The sequence below is a fragment of the Enterococcus sp. DIV1283b genome (assembly GCF_051710965.1).
In the GTDB taxonomy this organism is placed as follows: Bacteria; Bacillota; Bacilli; order Lactobacillales; family Enterococcaceae; genus Enterococcus_B; species Enterococcus_B lactis.
Window position 1 is genome coordinate 2,227,145 of record NZ_JBIOLR010000001.1, and the last position, 16,998, is coordinate 2,244,142.

A 16,998-nucleotide genomic window follows, 5' to 3' on the forward strand; every position below is an offset into this window, starting at 1 on the left:
AATAGTATACCTTATTTTTCATTCGTTGACCAGTCTTTTTTTAATTTCTTTTTTCGCTGACGTAGCTTTCGGAAAAAGTCAGTCAAAATCTTCCCGCATTCGTCTTCTAAAATGCCACCTTCTACATACGCTTGATGGTTGAATCGTTCGTCTTCCAAAAGATTCATCAAAGTGCCAGCTGTTCCGCCTTTCAGGTCATATGCACCGAAATAAACTTCTGCTACACGAGACAAAATCATCGCGCCACTGCACATAGGGCAAGGTTCCAAGGTAACAAAAAGCGACGCATTTTCTAAGCGCCAACTTCCAACTTTTTCACAGGCTTCCTTGATTGCAAGCATTTCTGCATGTGTAGTAGCATCTTGTGTCGTTTCTCTAAGGTTATATCCTTTTCCAATCACTTCTCCCTCTAATACAACCACTGCTCCAATCGGAACTTCATGGAGCACTTCTGCTTTTTTTGCTTCTGCCAATGCAAGGCGCATCCATTTTTCTTTATCTACTGCATCAAGATTTGTATTAACCAATTATCCTTCCCTGCCTTTGTTTTTTCTTGTTTTACTTTAGCATATGACAAAAAGGCTGTAACTAACTTTTTTTTCTATGGTAAAATAAATACAAGAGGTGAACAAGATGAAAATGAATAAATTACTTGCTCTTTACCCACAAGCACAGAAAAAAAACTGTCCAGCGTCAGAAGCTGATATCCTTTCTTTTGCAGTTGATGATGCTTTTATTTGGATTAAAAGCGATTCACTATCCCAACAAGAAACTAGTCTTTTGAAAGCGTTATTCCCTATAGTCAGCGATCAAAAAAAACATCCATGGTATCACTATCTTTTTAAAGATACTTCTTGCATCCAAGAAAAAAGCTTTCGTTTGATCCAGCTTCACGTCGAATCGAAAGGAGAATTCTTAAAAAAAGAATGGCAAGATACTATTTTGGAATTATTTCGCTATTCTGCTGATTTCTTCTTTTATACAGACACTGATGCTCTCTTGATCGAACAAAAAAATTGTGATTATCTTGATGCTGCTGAGATCAATGGTATTTTTCTATCTTTAGATGCTGATTTTGATACGACAACGTCTGTATTCGTTGGTTCTTTTCATTCACCAGGTAGCGACCTTGTCCCTTTGTTTGCTGAAGAAAGAAGAATTTTTTTAACAGAGCAAAACAATCTCTATACTCACAGCCGTACTTTTTCTATGCAAGATGTTGCTTTACATTACTATACAAAAGATGTCATGAAAGATAGTGCGTTGATCAAAAGTTACATAGAACTGATCAAACAAAATGAAATGGAAGAGATCATTCAAGAATTATGGAATGAATTAGGTAATGTCAGCTCTGCTGCAAAAACACTGTTTCTTCATCGGAATACGCTAAAATATCGAATCGAAAAATTTCAAGAACAATCAGGTTTCAATCTAAAAAAAGCCAATGATTTACTGTTTTGCTACCTTTTATTGCTTCATGAGCATGATTAAAGATAAGTTAAAGGGGTTATGACAAAAATTTTGTCATAACCCCTTATTTCGAATGAATAGTGTTCAAAAGCTAGTTTCTCTTAAATCATTTTTTCAACAAAATGCATAAGCCGATCTTTTACGTCTTCGGTTGAGTCTTTGATGGAATCACCGTAAACAGAGATTTTCTTTTTTCCTGATTTTATTTTTGCTAACATCCCCATCAAAGAATCCAAGTCACTATCTGACAGATCATCTACGATTTCCATCAATTTTTCATTTCCATCGAATTTGTCATGGACGAATTTTTTTACTTTTGTCCGAGTAGTCATATGATGGATCTTTTCCATTACTTTTCCCGATACGACGACTGCTGTCGCTACACTGGCAGCGGCTGCTACGCTTAATCCAATTGTTACTTTTGTTGATGTTTTCATAAGTATCAGCTCCTTTTTATCTACTTCAATCATAGCATAGACAAAAAAATAAACGAACTAATCCACTCATCAAAATCAGCGAAATCTTAATCCTTTAGGAAAAAAGTTCTTTACTGTTCCTTTTACTTGTTTACCAAAACCGACAGGTATCTTATCCAATACTAATAAAACCCATCCTTGATCCCCATCACGTTGAAATGTTTCTCCTGCTGTGTAAGACTGCCATTCCTTTTGAGTGATCGACAGACAAGGGATGTTTTCTGTCTTTTTCATAGCAAGTGCTAAGGCATAGCTAGGTTCAAATCGATTCTTTTTGAAATCTCCTAAATGCAAACCTGTACGCATGACCTTCAAACCATCAAGAGAAGGGAGCAACTCAGGAACTTCCCAAAGATGATCGTTGAACACTAAAAGTCTCCCAGTGATTTCATAATGGAAATCCATTGAAAATTCCGTCCAAAGTTTTTCCTGTTCTTTTGTCAATTGTTCTTTCCGTTTCTTACGTACTTTCTTTTCTTTACGCGTAGGGTTTTGTCCATGAAAAGTCAACTTCGCGACAAAATGCCCTTCTCCTTGATTTTCATGAGGCCATATACGTACTGTTTTGTCCAAACCATCTACGCTTCCCCATTCAGGACGTCCTGAACTAACGGTTTGAGACAAAGGGATTTCTTCAATTGTTACTGGGTAATTTTCTACAAGCCAGCTAATAATCTCTTCATTTTCTTCTGGTGCAAACGTACAGGTAGAGTAGATCAGCTGCCCTTCATGTTTTAGCATCTTTATTGCTGAAGACAAAATCTCTTGCTGACGTTTTTGACAGTGTAGCGGAGATTCTTCTGTCCACTCTTTTACTGCATCCGGGTCTTTTCTGAACATCCCTTCCCCTGAACAAGGCGCATCAACCACGATCCGATCAAAAAAACCGGAAAAATGAGGAACAAGCTCTGCAGGTGCATGATTTGTCACTATTGCGTTCGAAACTCCCCATCGTTCTATATTTTCTGATAGGATCTTCGCGCGTTTCGGAAATATCTCATTTGACACTAATAACCCTTTGCCTCTCATTTGAGCAGCTAATTGGGTCGATTTACCGCCGGGAGCTGCACACAAATCCAGCACTTTTTCTCCGGGTTTTGCTGCAGCAGCTGTTCCAACGATCATTGCACTTGGTTCTTGGCTATATTCGTACCCAGCTTGATGGAGGAAAGACTTTCCATTCACAGTGCCAAGAAATCCCTCATTGCTGTAGGGAGCGGGTTGCAATTCTTCGCTATGGTAAGTTTGAACCATAGCCAATCCTGCCGGTTTTAGTGGGTTCCACCGAAATCCTTTTTTTGCGCTTCCTTGCTCAAGGGCACAAAAAAATTCAGTTGATTCTTCGCCTAAAAGAAGACGATATTTTTTGATAAATTGCTGTGGTAACGTTGTAGCTTCCTCCTTCATTCAAATGTTTCGTTAGACATTTTACAATCTTTTTTACGAAAAATAAAGGTGGATGATCTACTTTTTCATGTTGCTGCCTAAGATAACTGGTCCTTTAAGATACTTTCCAAGTATTCATCCGTCACCTCGTTTTTATCCCAAACAGCGTTCATCGTTTCAAAAAAATCTTGAGAAAAATTATCTGAGCTCAAACTTCCCAATGCATTAAGCCAAAGCAATTCAAGCAACTTTTCTTCTTTGATTTTCGTGTGGCTTTTGATGTATGAGAAAAATGGCCGTTTAAATAGCGAATTCATGTCTAATTCAGATTTTGCAATGATTCCACGGATACTTTCATGGATAGAAAAAAAATCTTTCAGCAAGTAGACTGTGCTTAGAACATCATTGGAATTGCATTCAGCTAAGTATCGTTCAAAGCAAACAGTGATTTCTTCTAATATTTTCTCCTTTAACCCGCTGATCGATTTGAAATGTGTATAAATCGGATATGTAGAGCACCCACAGAAATCCGCCAGATCTCTTGCAGTAATTGACTTCATTCCATATTCTTCCACATATACCATACTTTTGAACAGCAAATATTCTTTACTATAATTTGTTACTCTCCCCATCATTCTTCCCTCCGTCCCTCTTCATCTACCCTTTAATAAATAACATATAAAATTAAAAAAATAGTGAAATAATTACTGACAACCTTCATAATCACTTTAGATATATCCATTAAAAATAAAGTATATTTACTTCTTAAACAAGAAAATCTTGACAAAATGCCCTATGAAATAAACAATAGAATAAACAAGGTGATAACAAGATTTAAATAACAATATATACAAACAAAAGGCGGTACTCTGTGAGAATAACACACACTGAAATGACTTTCCACTCACAGTTTTTGTCTAACTATATACAAAAACAGAATAAAAGGAGGCTATTATGTTAATTGAAGCAAGAAAAAAAGAGTTGCTTGTTCTGCACAGGGTCATTCAAAAAAACAATTGTTCTTTACAGGAATTAGCCAATGAATTGCATATTCCAAAACGGACAATCAAAGAGTTGATTCGGAAAGTAAATTTTTCGCTCAAGCAATTTTTATTGATGGAGGAATTTATTTATTCTAACCATAAAGGAGAGATCCACACTAAAGAAACCGATCAGCCTAAAAAGCTAGCTGTTTTTTATAAGTTAAGATTATGCTACCTAAAAGAATCCAATCGTTTTAATTATTTAATGTTGCTGATTAATTATCCACAATCTGCTGTACCAAAAAAGTATTTACTTGAACAACTTTATATATCGCCCTCCTATCTCGAAAAGCTGACAAAACAGCTCAATCATTCCTTAAATAAATTCCATTTAAGGATCGTATCTGTACAAAACTGCTGTGTTCTTGAAGGAAACGAATTATCTATCCGCCTATATCTTTATTTTTTTCTTTCAGATACATTCGAAGGAGACGATTGGCCGTTTTCCTCCCTTGAATTAAATACACTAAAAAAGAAAAGTAAGGATGAGCACAGAGAAAAAAATCCAAAACAAGAAAAAAACATCTATTTGTTACTTGCTTTATTCATATGTCGTAACAGACAACAGGCACGTTTTTCGAAAACTTCTCCTGAAATTACTGAATTAATGGATTTGTTGCAGCGTACACATGATTATTCAGAATGCTTTACTTCTTTTTCAGCGATTTATCCCTGTGAAGAGGTAGAAACGGAAAGAGCCTACTTTAATTATTTTTTCTATTGTTTTTTTCCAAATCAAATTTCATTCCAACAAAAACAGGTGATTGGTTTCTTATTTTCCACAAGCAAAAACCTTATTTGCCAACAAGTCGATCAATTGATGACTTACTTAACTCAACAGTTTCCTATCAATCATTTGGAAGAAAAAAAACCGATCTATTTTTATTTTCTCGTACTAGCAGTTATTCTTTTGGAACTGTTAGGTGAATCTAGCAGTAGCTTTTCTACACTCTGCTTTCCAGAAACTACCTCCAATCAAACAGCTTCTTTTATACAGGAAAAAAAATTAAGAGAAAAAATTGACACAATTTTTTCAAACTCTAGAAAAAAAGTTCAATTAAGTCAATACCTTAGTCAATTGATCCAACACTTATTACAAACAGAAATGAAAGAACAATTACTCATCCACCTGCAGATAACCAAACCATTCACAGGGAATTACCATCTGCAAAGTCATTTACAGCAACTATTTCGCAATGAAGCAGTCAAGATTATCGAATGTCCTGAACATGCTGATTTGATTATTACAGATCAGCATGAGAAAAAATCAGCTGAAACGGAAACTTTCTATCTAGATACAAACCACGATACAGTATTATTCGGTGAGTTGATAAAAGAGATTCAAGAACTGTATATGAAAAAAAGATATGAGAATAAAACAAAGAGCGTGGGACAAAAGTAAAGAACACTTTTGTCTCACGCTCTAAACACGTATAAACGGCGGAAGCAGAAGCAACTCCTTCGGAAATAAGCTGAAATTCACAAAAATTTGGAAAGCAATTTTCGTGAATTCCTTCTTATTTCTTGGAGTTAAACGCTTCTGTCCCAGCCTCTTTATGTTAATCTCTTCGGTTACCGCCAAACAATAAAATCAGACGCAGTAGTTGCAAGAATGTCGAAAGCGCCGCTGCAACGTAAGTCAATGCCGCTGCAAACAATACGTGTCTTGCCATCGGTACTTCTTCTTCCGTCAGCAGTCCGCCTTCACTCAAAATTTGGATTGCTCGACGAGATGCGTTGAATTCAACTGGTAATGTCACCAATTGGAAGAGTAACGCTAAAGAAAAAGCAAAAATCCCGATATTGATCAACGTAGAGTTCCAACTAAGCAATACACCTACCATAATCAATGGGAACGAAATCATCGAACCAAAGTTAGCTGCGGGAACAAGTGCCGCACGGATCTTCAATGGGACATACCCCGAAGCATCTTGCACCGCATGTCCGCATTCATGTGCTGCTACACCTATCGCAGCAACTGAAGTAGATTGCGCAGTCGCTTGAGACAGGCTCAGCATCTTATTACCTGAATTGTAGTTATCTGTGAGATCTCCGGCAATTTGTTGAACGCCAACATTATTTATTTGTTGGCTTTGCAATATATATTGTGCTGCTTGTGTACCAGTCACGTTGTTTTTGCTTCTCACTTGATCATATTTGCGGAAAGTACTATTGACATAAGCTGACGCAATTCCGGAAATGACTAATCCAAGAATGACCAAAAGAAATGTCGGATCTAAAAAACCATACATTCCATAACCATACATTGTCGTTTCACTCCTTTTTATTTCCTCTATTTTATCATTAGTAGCAAGAAAAAAATGTGAAAAGACCTTGAATATTCTTTAATTTTTTTTCACAAATTCCGATTTCAGTTTCATCGGTCCAAATCCTTCTACCTTGCAATCGATATTATGGTCGCCTTCTACTAAGCGGATGTTCTTGACTTTCGTTCCTTGTTTAATGGCACCTGATGCACCTTTTACTTTCAAATCTTTGATCACTGTCACGCTATCGCCTTCTGACAGACGGTTTCCATTTGCATCTAATACCACTAATCCGTCTTCTATGACAGTTTTTTGTTCTTCTTTGCTCCATTCGTTCCCGCATTCTGGGCAAATCAACAAACCTCGATCTTCATATGTGTACTCTGAGCCGCATTCTGGGCAATTTGGTAATGTCATCTTCTTTCTCCTTTAAAATCTTTAGTGAGCACTATTGTAACGGAAAAAGAAGATGTTGAAAAGATACATTTGTGATTTTTACCACAAAAGGAACGTTTTCGAATGAAGTTGTCACTTCGTTTCTCTACTCTTATACGATTGGCAAATGTCTTGAATCTCTTTATAGATTTCCTCTACTTCTGCTAAATCTTTTGCATTCGCACCACTTGCTAATGGGTGGCCTCCCCCATGATGGCGTTTCGCTAATTCATTGATGACTGGTCCCTTAGAACGTAAGCGTACGCGGTAATGTCCTGAAGACTGCTGAACAAAAATACCCCAAGCTAGTACTTCGTCGATCACTCCAGGAAGAGAAACGATTGAAGCCGTCTCTGAATCATCGATTCCATATTTATCAAGAATTTCTTGCGGAAGGATTATTCTTCCTGCACCATTTTCATCCACCTGGATATTTTGATAAAGATAACCGGAAAGTTTAGCGACTTTCATCGGCATTTGCTCAATCTCTCTATTCAAAGCACTTGCATCAAATGGATAATTTCTCAATATCGATGCAATCTCTAATGTACGGGACGTCGTGGAGGGATACAAAAAGCGCCCTGTATCTCCGACGATTCCCGCATAAAGTAACCGTGCAGCTTCCACGTTCATCTTAAATAATTCAGGAAACATCAAAGCAAATTCTGCAATCATCTCACTACAACTGCTTGCTTTTGTATTTACCCACACAAGATCTCCATAAGGGTCATCATTGGGATGATGATCAATTTTGATCAGCTTTTCTGCTAACTGATATCTTTGATCACTGATTCTGGGTGAATTAGCTGTATCGGTCACGATGACTAGCGCTCCTTGATAGAAGGCATCTTCAACCTCTTGCATTTCTGCTAAAAAGCGAAGACCTTCAATCGTTTCACCTACTTGTCGTATTTCTTTTTCTGGGAAACTTTCCCGTAATAGTTCGGCTAATCCTACTTGTGATCCTAACGCATCAGGATCAGGACGCAAATGCCTGTGGATAATAATTTTATCGTATTTTTTTATTGTATCTACTATTTCTTGCTGTACTGTCATTTCACTCCTGCTTTCTAAGAACGTTCCATTACTTGACAAACAACGATTGCTTTGGAAACGATGGTATTTTCAATAAATACTTCGATATCCAATTTAGCGGAACGTCTGCCGATTTCCAATACACGTGGACGAATGTCCAACTCGCTTTCCAATTGGATCAGCCGCAAATAATGTAGGTTCACTTGTTCAATCAAGATATTTCGTTTTTGGTTCATCACCATTGTTTTTTGTGCGACATCAGAAATGATTTCGCTAAGTACACCAAAAGAAATGGTTCCAACACCATTGACCATTTGTGGTGTCACTACAAATTTGAACTTAGGGTTTTCCAAACGGTTCCCTTCGCGATCGGTATCAATCGTATGGATATTTCCAGATATCTGATCTGAAATCGTATCTGCAATCTGCGGTTGTCGCTGGACAAGCTGCATCGCCTTCATTACATCTTGCCGGGTAATCAAGCCTTCCAATGTCAAGTCATCGGAAACGACCGGCATGACTTCCAGCCCATCCCAGATCATTTGATGGCTAACAGAAGCAATACTCATTGTTTTCTTTACACTGATTGGTTCTTTCGTCATCACTCGATCAATGATCTGATTTGGTGATTTCCCTAAAACGTCTTTTGCCGTAACGATCCCCATCAAACGGTGATGGCGGTTAACGACTGGAAAACGTGAATGTTGCGTTTCTTCTGACAAACGTTGATAATCAGAAATCGTATCCATCTGATGCAAATAATGTGTCTTTTCCGCCGGCATGTAGATATCGCTAACAAGCATGATATCTTTTTTGATCAATTGGTCACTTAATGCTCGGTTGATCATGGTAGCGACTGTAAATGTATCATAAGAGGTGCGCAAGATTGGCATTTCAAGTTCATCGGCTAGCTTTGCAATCTCAGCAGTCGTATTAAATCCGCCTGTGATCAATACTGCAGCGCCATCTTCCAATGCTAATTTTTGGACTTCCGCCCGGTTGCCGACGATCATTAGTGATCCTGGTGTAATATAGCGTTCCATGGCATGTTTAGTCATCGCACCGATGACGAATTTATTCAAGACCTTATCTAATCCTGCCGAACCACCTAAAACGTCCCCTTCAATGATCCGGACGACTTCGCCAAATGTCAAACGTTCAATATGTTTTTTTAATTTACGTTCGATACGGATCGTTCCTACTCGTTGAATCGTTGAAACTAGTCCGACATTTTCCGCATCTTTGATTGCACGGTACGCTGTTCCTTCACTGACATTCAATTCTTTTGCGATGCTTCTTACAGAAATTCGATTGCCCACAGGTAAACTTTCAATATATTCTAAAATCAAATCATGTTTTGTCGCCATTTTCTGCCTACACTTCCAGCGTTTCCGAGACGCTCATTATTTTTCCTTCGCTACCTTCCAGTAATGCTACAAAAGATTCAGGATCTTGTTCAATAACAGGGAACGTATTGTAATGGATTGGAACGACTTTCTTGGCACGAATTGTTTGTGCAGCCCGAGCCGCATCCTCTGGTCCCATCGTATAGTTATCACCAATCGGCAAGAAAGCAACATCAATATCGAATTCCTCTGCAAGCAATCCTAAATCACTGAAATAAGCTGTATCTCCTGCATGATAAATCGTTTTGCCTTCTGCTTGGATAATGATTCCGCTAGGCTCACCCATATACTGAACGATACCGTCTACTTCATAGCTTGAACTATGCTGTGCGTGTACGAATTTTACTGTGCCGAATGGAAATGCATGTTTTCCGCCGATATTCATACCGAATGAATCTACTCCTCTGCTATTTGCATAATCAGCGATCTCAACAATACTGATAACCGTGGCTTGATTTTCTTTTGCAATAGGGATCATATCTCCTATATGGTCACTATGTCCATGAGTAATTAGCAACCAATCTGTCTTTACTTCTTCTGCAGTTAAATCTGACAATGGGTTTCCTGTAATAAACGGGTCAATCATCACACGTTGGCCATTTTCCATTTCAATCGTTAAACAAGAATGTCCATGATACGTAATTTTCATATTCTACACCTCACGTTTTCTCTGTATCTTTTTTATTAAAACCGATTTCATTACTTGCATATCAATGAAAAAATATAGTTACTAAATATATTTTCATTGGATTGATAGTACAGTATGCACAAAGCAATTGTAACAGATAATACAGGATGCACCAAGTACCAAGCAGATATAATCTCAAGTTTGAGCTCTCTGCTTGGCTCCCCTTTTCGTCACTTAACTAATTAAATCAGCGTAAATAGGATGGACGAGATTTTCTAAATCAGCTACTTTTATCTGGAGGCTTCTCCCGATTTCACCGCTCGACACAATCACTTCTTCTTTTTCTTTTAAAGAACTGTCTGCTAAAAAACAATAATCAGGATGTGCGAGTTTTATTCCAATAGGGGTATTCGCTCCGTGAGGATAGCCTGTATGTGTTAAGACAAAATCCATTCCAGGAAAACCGACTTTACGGTCTTTCGTCACTTGTCTCGTTTTTTTATAATCCAAATGATCATTCAAAGGAATCAATGCGATGATCACCCCAGTTTTGTTCCCTTTTACTACGAGAGTTTTACATATCAAAGCTGGATCAATCCCTCTTTTTTGTAGTTCTTCTGTGAAAGATCCCTCTACTATATGACTAAAATCAAGTGGTTGGTAGCTGATTTTTTGCTCTTCTAAATAACGTTCGACTTTTGTTTGACTCATCATTGATCCACTCCCTTTATTCTATCGTTTATTATAAAGCGAGGGATACTGTATTCAAAAATCATTTGTTTCCCTCAAAAAAAAGAGCAAGACGAGCACTCTATAGAGAGAGCCATCTTACTCTTTGTTTATTTCTTATTTCGACGTTGAGTAGCTTCCATAATGACTGGCAAGATCACAGGGCGTCGTTTTGTTTGTTCAAATAAGTAACGACCTAATTGATCACGAATATCTTGCTTTAATTTGCTCCACTCAAAATCATTGCTTTCTAAATGCTTCTCAACGATTGTTTCGATCATACTGCTACTTTCTTTCATCAGATCACGGCTAGCTTTTACGTAAACGAATCCTCGTGAAGTGATTTGAGGTTTTGAGATGATTTTCTTCTCTCTTCGGCTAATAGTGACAACCGCTACGAAAATCCCATCTTCTGATAAGATTTTCCGATCACGTAAAACAATGTTTCCGATATCGCCTATGCCTAAACCATCAATCATTACATTTTCTGCACTTGTAGTTCCTGCAACACTCATACGCTTGTTCTTATATTCCAGCACATCTCCGCGTCCAGTAATATAGATATTTTTGTAAGGCATCCCTACTGCATGAGCCAAATCTGCGTGAGCAGCTAATTCCCGATATTCCCCTTGAACTGGCACAAAATATGTTGGCTTCATCAAATTGATCATCAATTGCAAATCATTAGGATTGGCATGACCAGAAACGCGCATATTCTCAGAGATCAATTTCACTGTTCCACCAGCTCGATAAATGATATCTTCCGTTTTCGCCACGATTGTTTCCATCGCGATGCTTGGCGTAGTAGTGATATAAACCAAATCGCCTTCTTCGATCTTGACATTACGGTGTGTGCCGTTTGCCATTTTTTGCAGAGACTTGATGGGTTCACCCATTCGGCCAGTTTCTAAAATGATCAGTTCTTCTGGATCATAGTTTTTCATGTCTTTCAATGTAACAAGCAAATCTTCACTTGGTAATTGAAGTTTTTCTAAACGCATCGCTGTTCGAATAATTCTTTCGAAATCTTGACCAGTCAAAACAACTTTTCGTTGCGCTTTTTCTGCTGCGTCCAATACTTGTTGCACTCGTTGCAAATTACTTGCTACACAGGCGACGATGATGCGTCCTTCCCAATATTTGATCGTATCAAATACTTCATCTGCTATCTGAGCTTCAGAAGCTACAGGTTGAGGATTCTCTGCATTTGCCGATTCACTCAGTAAAGCTAAGACTCCTTCTTTGCCGATTTCTGCCAATCGTGCATAATCTGTTTGATACATCGGGATAGCCGTTTGATCAAATTTAAAATCTCCCGTGTAAACGATACTACCTTCTTTTGTTTTCAGATTGATCCCCACTGAATCTGGTATCGTGTGAGTTGTACGGAAAAAGCTCACTACTGTTTCACCAAAGTCGATTTCTGTATGCTCATCTACCACATGAAAATCCTTAAATCCTTTGGCTGCTTCGTTACGACTGACATTCAATTTTGCTAACTCGATCGTCAACTCCGTTCCAAATACTGGTACAGAAATTTTCGACAACAAGTAAGGAAGCGCCCCGATCGCATCTGCGTGCCCATGTGTTAAAAAGACACCAGCTACACGATCAATGTTTTCTTCTAAATACGTAAAATCTGGGATGACGACGTCGATCCCCAACAACTCATTTTCAGGATATTTTAGCCCACAATCTAATATGAAAATATCCTCGCCCACTTCTGCGACATACATGTTTTTTCCATTTTCGCGAACGCCGCCTAATGGGATAATTTTAATGGTACTCACAAATTTCACCTCTTCTTATGACATCCAAGTTTAAAGATGTCGATTTTCTTCTTTATCTAAATTTACGAGCCATTCCAATGAAGCACATGCAAAATCACTAGTTCTCAACTTATGGAGAATCAGCAGGAAAATTACCAGCACATCCGCGTTCTGACAGTTGGATGGGCATTTTATTTTGGATATACTTCATTAACAAAATGGATCTTTTGCGAAACGCTATAGCCAGAATCTTTATATAAGTATTCGGCTGTTCCCCATTATTATACAACAAATGAACTAAATCGCTAGTATCAGCAATTGTTAGAATCACTAAGCAAATGAAAATTCCTCTGTAACATCTAGGATTTCTTTTGCTGTTTCTCTTTCATCTCTTCTTCGTCGGTTTGAAACATACTTTTTTCATTTTACCACATTTTTTGCAATAACTATAGTGACTTTTTATATATACAGAACCTCGTGTTGATGATATGCAAACAGCATAAGATTTAAGCTAGCTTTAAGATAGGTTGTCTATTATCAAATGCATCTACTAGGAGGGATGCAAGATATGAATTTTATGAAACGTGCATGGAAAAGTACAAAAGTAAAATGGGGACGTTCATTGTTATTGTTTGCCGTGTTCACAGCCATTCTTATTTTTGTGCTAGCTGGCCTCACGATTCGAAGCGCTGCAGAAGAAGCAGCGAATCAAGCACAAAAAGAAGTTGGAGCAACAGTGACTTTAAGTGCCAATCGAGAAGCTTCATTTAAAAAACAGGAACAAACTTCTTCAAGCAATTCTACCGCTGAAGAACGTCCAGATCCGGGCAGTTTTTCTCTTACCCCAGTATCCTTAACGGACGCGGAAAAAATAGCTAATTTGGATAATGTAAAGAGCTATTCCTTTGAAAGTTCCGCCTCAGCTATGGCAAAAGATGGAATAACTGCCATCACTAGTTCTGATTCAAGTGAAGACAGTTCAGAAACTACCGATGCAGGCGGTGGACCTGCCGGAGGAATGGGTGGAAATCCGCAAATGACTCAAGCAGATTTTCAAATCAGCGGTGTGTCAGCAACTGCACAAAATAGTACTTTTTCTGATGGGACAGCAAAAATCACGGATGGTGAAGGAATAGATGACAGCGACAAGGGCACAAACAACGTAGTCATTGATTCTACGCTAGCAGAAGCAAATGACCTGACAGTCGGAGATACTTTCACAATCACAAGTACTGAAGATGAAGATACCACTTATGAAATGACGGTCAAAGGAATTTATGAATCTAGCGAAACAAGTAGCAGTATGGGTATGAAATTCAACTTCATGAATCCGTCGAATACACTTTACACCTCTTATACTTTTGCAAATGAATTAAATGGGACATCTGACGATAACACGATAGATTCTGCTGTTTACACTCTATCTGATCCAGATGAAATGGATGAGTTTCTCGAAGGAGCAGAGAAGCTGATCGACACAGATACATTTAGCTTACAATCAAATGATTCCATGTATCAGTCAATGTTGGAACCTTTAAACAATGTGGCAAGTTTTTCTAAAAATGTGGTTTTACTAGTGGCTGTAGCCGGTATTATCATACTTACTCTGATTATTATGATTACCATCCGGGAGCGTCGGCATGAGTTAGGCGTCTTGTTATCTTTAGGAGAATCCAGAAGTAAAATCATTCTCCAATTGTTTACCGAAGTTGCTATTTGTATGATTCTTGCATTAGGAGTTGCTTCGATTAGCGGGAACGTCGTCGCGAATGCCGTGGGGCAGCAGCTACTTGACCAACAGACAGAAACCACGACACAAGACCAACAAGCTCCTGGCGGTGGACAAATGCCAGGTAACGAACAAGGCGGTCAGCAAGGAAACACGAATAATCCATTTGCTGTTTCTGATCAAGTCAGCGAATTGGAAATCAATGTCAAACCTACACAATTAGGACTACTAGCCGGAGTAGCATTTGGAATCAGCCTGCTTTCTGTCTTTTTAGCTTCTATAGGGATATTAAGATTAAACCCAAGAAAAATCCTATTAAATTAAAGGAGGAATTTGATGTTACGGACAGAACAATTGGGATTTTGGTATCAAGATCCGCAAGATGCGCTTTACAAAGATGTAGAACTGAATTTCGAAGCTGGAAAAATGTACGCTATTTTAGGAGCAAGTGGTTCTGGAAAAACGACTTTTCTTTCGCTTATTTCCGGATTAGATACACCAAAAGAAGGAAAGGTATACTATCAAGATCGTTCACTGAACAAAATCGGATTAAGAAATTATCGTAAAAATGATGTCTCGATTATTTTCCAAGCTTATAACTTGCTTCCTTATTTATCAGCTCTAGACAATGTCATAACAGCAATGGAGATTACTAAAACCAAACAAGAAAATTATCGTCAAGTTGCTTTAGATCGACTAGCTCGTGTAGGAATTGATGAAGTATTAGCAAAAAAACAGGTGACCAAACTTTCGGGAGGTCAGCAACAGCGAGTCGCTATCGTTCGTGCTATCTGTTGCGAACATCAACTGATTGTAGCTGATGAACCTACTGGGAATCTGGATGAGACCACTTCACAAGATATCGTCAAACTTTTCCAAGAAATCGCCCATGAGCAAAATCGCTGTATTATCATCGTAACTCATGAGGTCGAAGTAGCAAAAAGTTGCGATGAAGTCTTTGAACTAAAAAATAAAGAATTTCAAAAAATGGAAGTTTAAAAAATAGGATAATGTTCAACCAAAAAATCCGAACCATATCTGCGAGGCAGATACGGTTCGGATTTCTATTTGCTTGATTCATTTAGTAATGAACGTTGTTTATTTGTTTTCATCTTTTCGAGAGAATTTGTCTTTGATTTCATCGCCCAAATCACGAGCTTTTTCTTTGATATCAGAACCTAGTGATTGTGCTTTTCCTTCTGTTTCTTTGCTCTTGTCGTCTGTTGCCTTGCCGTATGCTTCTTTTCCTTCACCGACTACTTTGTCTTTCATGTCTTTAGAACGTCCTTTTAAATCTGCCATGGTGTTTCCTCCTCTTAATTTGTTTATTGATCTACTTTCAGGGTAACATCAACAACAGATACAGACAAACAGAACGCTCGTTTTCTAAAAAAGGATGAGTCAGATAGTGGATCAAAAACTTTTTTCGAAAGTTCCCCATACTTTGACTTCTTTTTCTTGGACCATTATTTCTCCTTTAGCAATAACTGTATCAATGTCAAGCGTTTCTTTGTCCAAGATACACAAGTCTGCATCTGCGCCAATTTCAATTTTTCCTTTTTTATCTAATTTCAATATACGTGCTGGGTTACTGGTTATAGCTCGCAAGGCGATTTCCAGAGGAATATTTTCTTTTTGCACAGCTTCTTTGATCCCTACTAGCAATGCCTTGGCACTTCCTACTCCTAACCCTAGGAAATGATTGTTTTCATCAAAATAAGGCAAGCTTCCTTGTCCATCTGAGGTCATCGTGAAATTATCTAAAGAAACATCTTCCTCAATCAATCGTTTCAATGCTTTACTGAAGCGCACTTCCCCATCTGTCTTCTCCCAAAAATCAGGATCTTCGCTAGCGGTGAAGTCAATCGTGCCGCCACGTTTAGCAAATGCCACGCAAGCTTCAAATAATTCTGGTGTGCGATTCGCATGAGTAGGCAAAAACTGTGTGATCGGAATTTCTGTTTCTTCTACAATTCGTGTCAATAACTCTAGCTTTCTTTTTCCTCCGCCTAAGTGGACATTGATGATCCCAGCTTTTCCCGACAACATGCCTCCTACACGAGCATCTGCTGCTGCACGGGCAAATTCTTCAAAACTTGGCTGAGAAGAACGGTGATCGGATACTGCGATTTCTCCGATTCCGATGATTTTATCGATTGTTAAAAAGTCTTTGATGATCGAATCTGTTACTGTTTTTACCGGTAATCGGTACGAACCCTCGTACACATAAGTGGAGATTCCTTCTGCTTCAAGTCCTTTCGCTTTGCTGATCAAAGCAGTCATATCTCGACCTTCTCCGTCTGTTCCCAAGCAACCGACAACTGTCGTTACACCAGCTGTAGTCAATTGACTTAATGTAACTTCTGGCGTTCTGTTTTGATAACCGCCTTCTCCTCCTCCGCCTAAAATATGGAAATGACAGTCAATGAAACCTGGAGTCAGTACTTTCCCCTCACCTGAAAGTTCTTCTACTTCCACTCCTTCGTAGCCGCCTTCTAGCTGTTCTTCTACAGCCAAAATCTTCCCACCGGCAATCAATACGTCCATTTTCCCTAAGTAATCTGGTGCAAACACTTCAATTTGTCGGATGATCTTCATACATTTTTCCTCTTTCTTTAAGTATAG

Annotated in this window: 17 protein-coding genes; 4 read left to right on the forward strand and 13 right to left on the reverse strand. The window is 38.4% G+C overall.

The window, feature by feature from the left end; translation table 11 throughout:
* Positions 1-11: 11 nt before the first annotated feature.
* A complete protein-coding gene (gene tadA, locus IGJ53_RS10980) occupies positions 12-527 on the reverse strand; it encodes a tRNA adenosine(34) deaminase TadA (protein WP_259742319.1) in 516 nt (171 codons plus the stop codon).
* Positions 528-633: 106 nt separating this feature from the next.
* Here tadA and IGJ53_RS10985 point away from each other — a divergent pair, with 106 nt between their 5' ends.
* A complete protein-coding gene (locus tag IGJ53_RS10985) occupies positions 634-1,491 on the forward strand; it encodes a helix-turn-helix domain-containing protein (RefSeq protein ID WP_010733001.1) in 858 nt (285 codons plus the stop codon).
* Between the two features lie 80 nt (positions 1,492-1,571).
* Here the strand turns inward: IGJ53_RS10985 and IGJ53_RS10990 are convergent, their stop codons facing one another.
* The 3 genes from IGJ53_RS10990 to IGJ53_RS11000 all read right to left on the reverse strand — a co-directional run bounded on the left by IGJ53_RS10990 (position 1,572) and on the right by IGJ53_RS11000 (position 3,967).
* The gene (locus IGJ53_RS10990; protein ID WP_010733000.1) at positions 1,572-1,907 is read right to left on the reverse strand and encodes a hypothetical protein; all 336 of its coding nucleotides are present in this window, start codon (positions 1,905-1,907) and stop codon (positions 1,572-1,574) included.
* A gap of 75 nt (positions 1,908-1,982) precedes the next feature.
* Positions 1,983-3,353: an RsmF rRNA methyltransferase first C-terminal domain-containing protein gene (locus IGJ53_RS10995; RefSeq protein WP_259742318.1), complete on the reverse strand. Its 1,371-nt coding sequence runs from the start codon at positions 3,351-3,353 to the stop codon at positions 1,983-1,985.
* A gap of 77 nt (positions 3,354-3,430) precedes the next feature.
* Entirely contained in the window at positions 3,431-3,967 is a 537-nt protein-coding gene (locus IGJ53_RS11000) for a TetR/AcrR family transcriptional regulator (RefSeq protein WP_025477330.1), read from the reverse strand.
* Positions 3,968-4,286: 319 nt separating this feature from the next.
* On the opposite strand from IGJ53_RS11000, the gene IGJ53_RS11005 reads away from it, so the two are divergent.
* Positions 4,287-5,777 carry a helix-turn-helix domain-containing protein gene (locus IGJ53_RS11005; RefSeq protein WP_259742316.1) on the forward strand — a complete coding sequence of 497 codons (1,491 nt, stop codon included), beginning with the start codon at positions 4,287-4,289 and terminating at the stop codon, positions 5,775-5,777.
* Positions 5,778-5,934: 157 nt separating this feature from the next.
* On the opposite strand, the gene IGJ53_RS11010 is transcribed toward IGJ53_RS11005, so the two are convergent.
* From IGJ53_RS11010 to IGJ53_RS11040, 7 genes are all read right to left on the reverse strand, one after another.
* Complete coding sequence (locus IGJ53_RS11010; protein WP_002287139.1) at positions 5,935-6,642, reverse strand: zinc metallopeptidase; 708 nt, start codon at positions 6,640-6,642, stop codon at positions 5,935-5,937.
* A gap of 78 nt (positions 6,643-6,720) precedes the next feature.
* On the reverse strand, positions 6,721-7,059 hold the full coding sequence (locus IGJ53_RS11015; protein WP_002291014.1) for a zinc ribbon domain-containing protein YjdM: 339 nt from the start codon (positions 7,057-7,059) through the stop codon (positions 6,721-6,723).
* Between the two features lie 111 nt (positions 7,060-7,170).
* Entirely contained in the window at positions 7,171-8,133 is a 963-nt protein-coding gene (locus tag IGJ53_RS11020; RefSeq protein ID WP_259741930.1) for a DHH family phosphoesterase, read from the reverse strand.
* 14 nt (positions 8,134-8,147) lie between these two features.
* Positions 8,148-9,479 (reverse strand): DRTGG domain-containing protein, encoded by a 1,332-nt coding sequence (locus tag IGJ53_RS11025; protein ID WP_002291018.1) that lies wholly within the window; start codon positions 9,477-9,479, stop codon positions 8,148-8,150.
* Positions 9,480-9,486: 7 nt separating this feature from the next.
* Complete coding sequence (locus IGJ53_RS11030) at positions 9,487-10,167, reverse strand: metal-dependent hydrolase (protein ID WP_002373881.1); 681 nt, start codon at positions 10,165-10,167, stop codon at positions 9,487-9,489.
* A gap of 213 nt (positions 10,168-10,380) precedes the next feature.
* A complete protein-coding gene (locus IGJ53_RS11035; protein ID WP_080114473.1) occupies positions 10,381-10,860 on the reverse strand; it encodes a YbaK/EbsC family protein in 480 nt (159 codons plus the stop codon).
* A 125-nt stretch (positions 10,861-10,985) separates the two neighbouring features.
* A complete protein-coding gene (locus IGJ53_RS11040; protein WP_010732994.1) occupies positions 10,986-12,665 on the reverse strand; it encodes a ribonuclease J in 1,680 nt (559 codons plus the stop codon).
* A gap of 547 nt (positions 12,666-13,212) precedes the next feature.
* On the opposite strand from IGJ53_RS11040, the gene IGJ53_RS11045 reads away from it, so the two are divergent.
* Both IGJ53_RS11045 and IGJ53_RS11050 read left to right on the forward strand, forming a co-directional pair.
* Positions 13,213-14,697: an ABC transporter permease gene (locus IGJ53_RS11045; RefSeq protein WP_259741929.1), complete on the forward strand. Its 1,485-nt coding sequence runs from the start codon at positions 13,213-13,215 to the stop codon at positions 14,695-14,697.
* A gap of 12 nt (positions 14,698-14,709) precedes the next feature.
* On the forward strand, positions 14,710-15,372 hold the full coding sequence (locus IGJ53_RS11050) for an ABC transporter ATP-binding protein (protein WP_259741928.1): 663 nt from the start codon (positions 14,710-14,712) through the stop codon (positions 15,370-15,372).
* Positions 15,373-15,471: 99 nt separating this feature from the next.
* On the opposite strand, the gene IGJ53_RS11055 is transcribed toward IGJ53_RS11050, so the two are convergent.
* Together IGJ53_RS11055 and iadA are read right to left on the reverse strand one after the other, a co-directional pair.
* Complete coding sequence (locus IGJ53_RS11055) at positions 15,472-15,675, reverse strand: CsbD family protein (protein ID WP_002373888.1); 204 nt, start codon at positions 15,673-15,675, stop codon at positions 15,472-15,474.
* A gap of 111 nt (positions 15,676-15,786) precedes the next feature.
* Complete coding sequence (iadA, locus tag IGJ53_RS11060) at positions 15,787-16,971, reverse strand: beta-aspartyl-peptidase (RefSeq protein ID WP_002315780.1); 1,185 nt, start codon at positions 16,969-16,971, stop codon at positions 15,787-15,789.
* Positions 16,972-16,998 lie beyond the last annotated feature (27 nt).

Excerpts from the sequence above, each read along its gene's own strand:
- IGJ53_RS11020 (WP_259741930.1), bottom strand. The coding sequence starts at position 8,133 with ATGACAGTACAGCAAGAAATAGTAGATACAATAAAAAAATACGATAAA.
- IGJ53_RS11005 (WP_259742316.1), top strand. The coding sequence starts at position 4,287 with ATGTTAATTGAAGCAAGAAAAAAAGAGTTGCTTGTTCTGCACAGGGTC.
- IGJ53_RS11010 (WP_002287139.1), bottom strand. The coding sequence starts at position 6,642 with ATGTATGGTTATGGAATGTATGGTTTTTTAGATCCGACATTTCTTTTG.
- IGJ53_RS10990 (WP_010733000.1), bottom strand. The coding sequence starts at position 1,907 with ATGAAAACATCAACAAAAGTAACAATTGGATTAAGCGTAGCAGCCGCT.
- IGJ53_RS11000 (WP_025477330.1), bottom strand. The coding sequence starts at position 3,967 with ATGATGGGGAGAGTAACAAATTATAGTAAAGAATATTTGCTGTTCAAA.
- IGJ53_RS11045 (WP_259741929.1), top strand. The coding sequence starts at position 13,213 with ATGAATTTTATGAAACGTGCATGGAAAAGTACAAAAGTAAAATGGGGA.
- IGJ53_RS11055 (WP_002373888.1), bottom strand. The coding sequence starts at position 15,675 with ATGGCAGATTTAAAAGGACGTTCTAAAGACATGAAAGACAAAGTAGTC.
- IGJ53_RS11030 (WP_002373881.1), bottom strand. The coding sequence starts at position 10,167 with ATGAAAATTACGTATCATGGACATTCTTGTTTAACGATTGAAATGGAA.
- iadA (WP_002315780.1), bottom strand. The coding sequence starts at position 16,971 with ATGAAGATCATCCGACAAATTGAAGTGTTTGCACCAGATTACTTAGGG.
- IGJ53_RS11035 (WP_080114473.1), bottom strand. The coding sequence starts at position 10,860 with ATGATGAGTCAAACAAAAGTCGAACGTTATTTAGAAGAGCAAAAAATC.
- IGJ53_RS10995 (WP_259742318.1), bottom strand. The coding sequence starts at position 3,353 with ATGAAGGAGGAAGCTACAACGTTACCACAGCAATTTATCAAAAAATAT.
- IGJ53_RS10985 (WP_010733001.1), top strand. The coding sequence starts at position 634 with ATGAAAATGAATAAATTACTTGCTCTTTACCCACAAGCACAGAAAAAA.
- IGJ53_RS11025 (WP_002291018.1), bottom strand. The coding sequence starts at position 9,479 with ATGGCGACAAAACATGATTTGATTTTAGAATATATTGAAAGTTTACCT.
- IGJ53_RS11050 (WP_259741928.1), top strand. The coding sequence starts at position 14,710 with ATGTTACGGACAGAACAATTGGGATTTTGGTATCAAGATCCGCAAGAT.
- IGJ53_RS11015 (WP_002291014.1), bottom strand. The coding sequence starts at position 7,059 with ATGACATTACCAAATTGCCCAGAATGCGGCTCAGAGTACACATATGAA.